Annotated in this window: 5 protein-coding genes; 3 read left to right on the forward strand and 2 right to left on the reverse strand. The window is 70.2% G+C overall.

What is annotated here, in order from left to right; all coding sequences use genetic code 11:
• A partial coding sequence (locus tag UK12_RS31555) for a penicillin-binding transpeptidase domain-containing protein (RefSeq protein ID WP_045306637.1) occupies positions 1-1237 on the forward strand: 1237 nt, incomplete at its 5' end.
• A gap of 319 nt (positions 1238-1556) precedes the next feature.
• Positions 1557-2879 (forward strand): dicarboxylate/amino acid:cation symporter, encoded by a 1323-nt coding sequence (locus UK12_RS31560; protein ID WP_045306638.1) that lies wholly within the window; start codon positions 1557-1559, stop codon positions 2877-2879.
• A 252-nt stretch (positions 2880-3131) separates the two neighbouring features.
• Here UK12_RS31560 and UK12_RS31565 read toward each other — a convergent pair whose 3' ends face one another.
• Together UK12_RS31565 and UK12_RS31570 are read right to left on the reverse strand one after the other, a co-directional pair.
• Complete coding sequence (locus tag UK12_RS31565; protein WP_231591466.1) at positions 3132-4148, reverse strand: bile acid:sodium symporter family protein; 1017 nt, start codon at positions 4146-4148, stop codon at positions 3132-3134.
• A 166-nt stretch (positions 4149-4314) separates the two neighbouring features.
• The gene (locus UK12_RS31570) at positions 4315-4518 is read right to left on the reverse strand and encodes a cold-shock protein (RefSeq protein WP_045306639.1); all 204 of its coding nucleotides are present in this window, start codon (positions 4516-4518) and stop codon (positions 4315-4317) included.
• A 470-nt stretch (positions 4519-4988) separates the two neighbouring features.
• Between UK12_RS31570 and UK12_RS31575 the strand changes: the two genes are divergently transcribed.
• On the forward strand, positions 4989-5828 hold the full coding sequence (locus tag UK12_RS31575) for a menaquinone biosynthetic enzyme MqnA/MqnD family protein (RefSeq protein ID WP_231591467.1): 840 nt from the start codon (positions 4989-4991) through the stop codon (positions 5826-5828).
• The last annotated feature ends 339 nt before the right edge of the window (positions 5829-6167 follow it).

Consider the following 6167-nt stretch of genomic DNA (forward strand, 5'->3'; position numbering starts at 1 on the left):
CGCCTACAAGCGCAGCTACCTCGACGGCCCGCTGTACGCGCCGGTGACCGGCTACAGCTCGCAGGCGTACGGGTCGACGCAGTTGGAGAGTCTCTACTCCGGGCTGCTCGGCGGGACCGACCCCCGGCTGGCCGGGCCCGCCGACGCGCTCACCCGCACCACCCCGCCCGGCGGCGACGTGGTGACCAGCATCGACCCGAAGGTGCAGCAGGCCGGCTGGGACGCGCTCGGCGACAAGCAGGGTGCGGCAGTGGCCATCGACCCGGCGACCGGCGCCCTGCTGGGCCTGGTCAGCACGCCCTCGTTCGACCCCTCGGCGATCGCGGGCCGTTCGAGCGCCGATGCCGCCGCCTGGAAGCTGCTCAGCGCCGACAGCGGTTCGGCGATGCTCAACCACGCGCTGCGCTCGACCTACGCGCCCGGCTCGACGTTCAAGCTGGTGACGGCCGCCGCCGCGCTGGAGAACGGCCTGTACCCGGACGTGGACGCGCCCACGGTCAGCCCCGACCCGTACACCCTGCCGGGTACCCAGCGGCAGCTCACCAACGAGAACCCCGCGGCTCCGTGCGCCAACGCCAGCCTGCGGGTGGCGCTCCAGTACTCCTGCAACAACGTCTTCGGCAAGCTGGCCGCCGACCTGGGCGAGACCAGGCTCTCCGCGCAGGTGGCCAAGTTCGGCTTCAACCTCGGCAAGCTGGACACCCCGGTGCGGGCCGCCACCAGCGTGTACCCGGACAAGCTGAACCCCTCGCAGGTCGCGCTGACCGGCATCGGCCAGTTCTCGGTGACCGCGACCCCGCTGCAGATGGCCATGGTCTCGTCCGCGATCGCGAACAACGGCGTGCTGATGCAGCCGTCCATGGTGGACCGGCTCACCGACCACCAGGGCCGCACCGTCGAGGACTTCAAGCCGCAGCAGCTGTCCCGGGTGATGGGCGAGAAGACGGCCCGTCAACTCCAGTCCGCGATGGTCACGGTGGTGACCAGCGGCACCGGGGCGTCGGCGGCGGTGGGCGGCGTGACGGTCGGCGGCAAGACCGGTACCGCGCAGAACGGTGTGGACAACAGCGGCACCCCGTACGCCTGGTTCACCTCGTACGCGGACGACGGCAGCGGGCACCGGATCGCCGTCGCGGTGGTGGTCGTGGACGGCGCCGCCAACCGGTCGGACGTCAGCGGTGGCGGGCTGGCCGCGCCGATCGCCAAGGCGATGATCAAGGCGGCCTTCGGCAAGTAACCCACGGCGCACCGCAGGCGCGCCTGCGGTGGTTCATGGCCACACCTCAAACAAGTACTTTGAACATCTCAAAGATTTGTTGCTACTGTGGGGGCCATGACCACCTCAGGCGCGCCTCTGCAGCAAGGAATGAGCACCCCGCTCATGCCGTGCTCGTGCCTGCCCGGTGCTGTGGACAGTCCGCGCCCCTGTCGCGCGCCCAGCTGTATGCCGGCGGCACGCCCCTCCTGACGTCCAGGCCCGCTGCGCCTGCTGACCGTCGTCGTGCCGCCGTGTCCCGCCCCCCTCTCCCGCCCCGTCCCCCCGGAGCCGCACCACCATGTCCACAGCGCCCTCCTCACCAGCGCCGTCCCTGTTCGGGAAGGTCCGCAAGACGCCCTTCTGGGTGCAGATCGTCGGCGGTCTCGTCCTCGGTCTCGCCCTCGGCTACCTCGCCCGGGTCCAGGACGTCTCCTGGCTGACCACCACGCTCGACACCATCGGCAAGACCTTCGTCCAGCTGCTCAAGCTGGCCGTCCCGCCGCTGGTCTTCACCGCGATCGTGGTAAGCGTCGCCAACCTGCGGAACGTCACCAACGCCGCCCGGCTGGCCGTCCGCACGCTGTTCTGGTTCCTGATCACCTCGCTGATCGCCGTCAGCATCGGCCTCGGCCTCGGCCTGCTCACCAACCCGGGCCAGGGCGCGGGCCTGTCCACCAGCGGGCTGAAGGCACCGGACCACGCCGGTTCCTGGGTCGACTTCCTGACCGGGATCATCCCGAGCAACATCGCGACCACCTTCGTCGAGGTGAACGTCCTTCAGATCGTCTTCCTGGGTGTCGTCACCGGTGCCGCGATCCTGAAGATCGGCGAGAAGGCCGAGCCCGTCCGCAAGCTCAGCGAGTCCGTGCTCGACCTCACCCAGACCGCGCTCTGGTGGGTCATCCGGCTCGCCCCGCTCGGCACCCTCGGCCTGATCGGCAAGTCCGTCGCCAAGTACGGCTGGGACCTGCTCAAGCCCTTCGCCACCCTGACCATCGACGTGTACGTCGGCTGCGCGCTGGTGCTCTTCGTGGTCTACTCCCTGCTGCTCCGCTTCGTCGGCGGCCTCAACCCGCTGAACTTCTTCAAGGGCGCGTGGCCGGCCATCCAGCTGGCCTTCGTCTCCCGCTCCTCGGTCGGCACCCTGCCGGTCACCCGCCGGGTGACCGAGCGGCTCGGCGTCCCGAGCGAGTACGCCTCGTTCGCGGTGCCGTTCGGCGCCACCACCAAGATGGACGGCTGCGCCGCGATCTACCCCTCGCTGGCCGCGATCTTCGTCGCCCAGGTCTACGGCATCCACCTCGGGATCGGTGACTACCTGCTGATCGCGTTCGTCTCGGTGATCGGCTCCGCCGCCACCGCCGGCCTGACCGGTGCGATCGTGATGCTGACGCTGACCCTCTCCACCCTGGGTCTGCCGCTGGAGGGCGTCGGCCTGCTGCTGGCCATCGACCCGATCCTGGACATGGTCCGGACCGCCACCAACGTGGCCGGCCAGTCCGTGGTCCCGATCCTGGTCGCGGCCCGCGAGAAGACCCTCGACCTCGCCGCCTACAACAACCCCACGGGCGACCTGATCGACGACAACCCCGCCGCTGCCAAGGTCCCCGTCGCGGCCTGACGCACCGTCGCACTGCGAGCCCGTACCCGGCCCCCGGGTACGGGCTCGCGGCGTTCGGCGGGCGGGTCCTCGGTGGGCGGGTCCTCAGTGGGAAAAGGCCGAAAGGGGACCTTCGCGGCGCGGGCGGCGGTGCGTAGTGTGCCACCGCATGAGGACTCCGAGGACCCGGGGAACCGCCGTGCCGAGGCCGGCGGCGATCACCGCCGAGATCCTCGCCGTCCTGAGGGCCTGCTGACCCGGAGCCCCCGCGCCCTACCGGTCGGCCTCCTCGCCCGCGCGGCGTCCCCAGCGCTGGGCGAGGACGGTGCAGACCATCAGCTGGATCTGGTGAAAGAGCATCAGCGGCAGCACCATCAGTCCCACCGAGCCGGCCGGGAACAGGATGGTGGCCAGTGGGAGGCCGTTGGCCAGGCTCTTCTTGGAGCCGCAGAACTGGATGGTGATCCGGTCGGCGCGGTCGAAGCCGAGGCGGCGGGAGGCCACGGCGGTGAAGGTCAGGACCAGCCCGAGCATGGCCGCGCAGACGGCGACCAGCCAGAGTATCTGGCCGACCGTGACCCGGCCCCAGATGTCCTCCCGGACGCCTTCGCTGAAGGCGCTGTACACGATCAGCAGAATCGAACCCCGGTCCACCACCAGGGTCACCACCCGGTTCCGCTGTATCCACGGGCCGACCCGGCGGCGCAGCAGTTGGCCGAGTGCGAACGGCATCAGCAACTGCAGCACAATGTCCAGAATCTGCCCCCCGCTCACCTGTATTCCGGCTCCGCCGGACAACAGCCAGGCCGCCAGCAGCGGGGTGAGCACGATGCCCAGCAGGCTGGAGAAGGTGGCGGCGCAGATGGCCGCCGCGACATTGCCGCGTGCCATCGAGGTGAAGGCGATGGACGACTGGACGGTGGACGACAGCAGCGTGAGGAAGAGCACGCCGGTGGCGAGCCGGGGCGGCAGCACACTGTCCGGAAGCAGCCGGGCGGCCTCGCCGAGCAGCGGGAAGAGGAGGTAGGTGCAGCCGGCGATCAGCAGGTGCAGGCGCCAGTTCCGGGCGCCTGCCAGCGCCTCCTGCGGGGAGAGCCGCGCGCCGTACAGGAAGAAGAGCAGTCCGACCACGACGTTCACCGAGCCGCCGACCACGGTGGCGGCCGGTCCGGTGGCGGGCAGCAGGGTGGCCAGGCCGACCGTGCCGAGCAGCAGCAGGATGAAGGCGTCGATGCCGATCCGGTGCAGGGCGCGGTTCACCGCGGCGAACGCCGCACGAGGCTGGAGCACGGGTGTGATCATGCCCCTCCCGGTGGAGGACAGAGGCAGGGGGCCCGCCGCGTACGGAACGTGGCGGGCCCCCTTGGTACTGCTCGTCATGCTCTTGGGGGCGACCCTGGCGGCCGCCTTTCGGACCGATAAAGGTCCCGAGCGATCAGATCATCAGAGGAGATGCTCAGATGACGGAGACGTTCTCCGCCTGCGGGCCCTTCGGGCCCTGGGTGACGTCGAACGTCACCTGCTGGTTCTCCTCCAGCGAGCGGAAACCGTTCGCGTTGATGGCGGAGTAGTGGACGAAGACGTCGGGGCCGCCGCCCTCCTGGGCGATGAAGCCGAAGCCCTTCTCAGCGTTGAACCACTTGACGGTTCCCTGAGCCATGCCGTTCTCCTTGCGAGGGACGTATTGGCTGCCACACCGTGTGGCATCCGGTCCGCTGCGCTGATCGCCCTGCCTCCGGATTGTTCCGGAGTTTTTCGATAATGCTGAAAAACTACAAAAAGCCCGCGGTTACATGCTCCGCAGGCTTCAAGTACTGCAAGGGGAATCAAACTGCAACTGAGTGGAACGGTAGCACGCGAGGGCGGCCTCGACCAGGGGTGACCGAAGGCGCAACGTCAGGTGTGTCGCAAGGATTCAGCCATGTGTCGGCAGCCTGTCGGGGGGTGTCGGCGCGTCGCCGCCGATCGGTCGGCAGTCGGTCGGCAGCCGGGCGGCGGCATGTCGGAAGGCTGGTGTCCACGTCGTACGGCGACAGGCATACCCTGCGGAGAGAGTACGAACAGAGCAGCCAGAGGGAGCGTGCGGTGACCGGTCGGGATGCGAGTGGCTCGGTGGCGGTAAGGCCCCGGGTGGGACATATTCAGTTCCTCAACTGCCTCCCCCTCTACTGGGGGCTGGCCCGAACGGGCAATCTGCTCGACCTGGACCTGACCAAGGACACCCCCGAGAAGCTCAGCGACCTGCTGATCGACGGCACGCTCGACATCGGCCCGATCACCTGCGTCGAGTACCTGCGGCACGCGGACGAGCTGGTGGTCCTGCCCGACATCGCGGTCGGCAGCGACGGTCCGGTGATGTCCTGCGTGATCGTCAGCCGACTGCCGCTCGCCGAGCTGGACGGGCGCAGGGTCGCACTCGGCTCCACCAGCCGCACCTCCGTGCGCCTGGCGCGCCTGCTGCTGGAGGAGCGCGAGGGCGTACGCCCCGAGTACTTCAGCTGCCCGCCTGACCTGGACGCGATGCTCGCCGAGGCCGATGCCGCCGTCCTGATCGGCGACCCCGCGCTGCGCGCCTCGCTGGAGCAGGCGCCCCGGCAGGGGCTGGCCGTCCACGACCTGGGCGAGATGTGGAAGGAGTGGACCGGGCTGCCGTTCGTCTTCGCGGTCTGGGCCGCCCGCCGGGAGTACGTGGAGAACCACCCCGACCTGGTCGACGCCGTGCACCGGGCCTTCCTGGAGTCCCGGGACCTCTCGCTGGCCGAGGCCGGCAAGGTCGCTGAGCAGGCGGCCCGCTGGGAGGCGTTCGACGCACCCGTGCTGGAGCGGTACTTCAGTGAGGCGCTCGACTTCTCGCTCGCCGGGCGGCAGTTGGCGGGCATCGCCGAGTTCGCCCGGCGGGTCGGCCACGACAGCGGCTTCGCACCCGATGTGACGGTCCGCCTGCTGGAGACCGTCCAGTCGGTGGTCTGAGCGCGGGGGCGGCTCTCCGCGCGCGTCGGCCGGCCCTGCCGCTCAGGGGTTCCGACGGCCGGGCGGTCGCTGCGGCGGGCTCGCGGCGGGCTCGCGGCGGGGGTGCAAAGGGGGCGGAAGGGCGCTGGCGTAGGCTGGTTCGGTCGTGTCGGCCGAGCGATCCGTCCCCTTTCCTGCCCGGCCGAGGCGACTCGATGTCGGAGAGAAAGAAGGCCCGCCAGGTGTCCGAGCAGACCCTCCCCCAGCCTCCGGCCGGGGGGACCCCCACCCCGCCTTCGGCGTCCCAGCCTCCGGCCGGGGGGACCCCCACCCCGCCTTCGGCGTCCCAGCCTCCGGCCG

This window comes from Saccharothrix sp. ST-888 (genome assembly GCF_000955975.1).
GTDB lineage: Bacteria > Actinomycetota > Actinomycetes > Streptomycetales > Streptomycetaceae > Kitasatospora.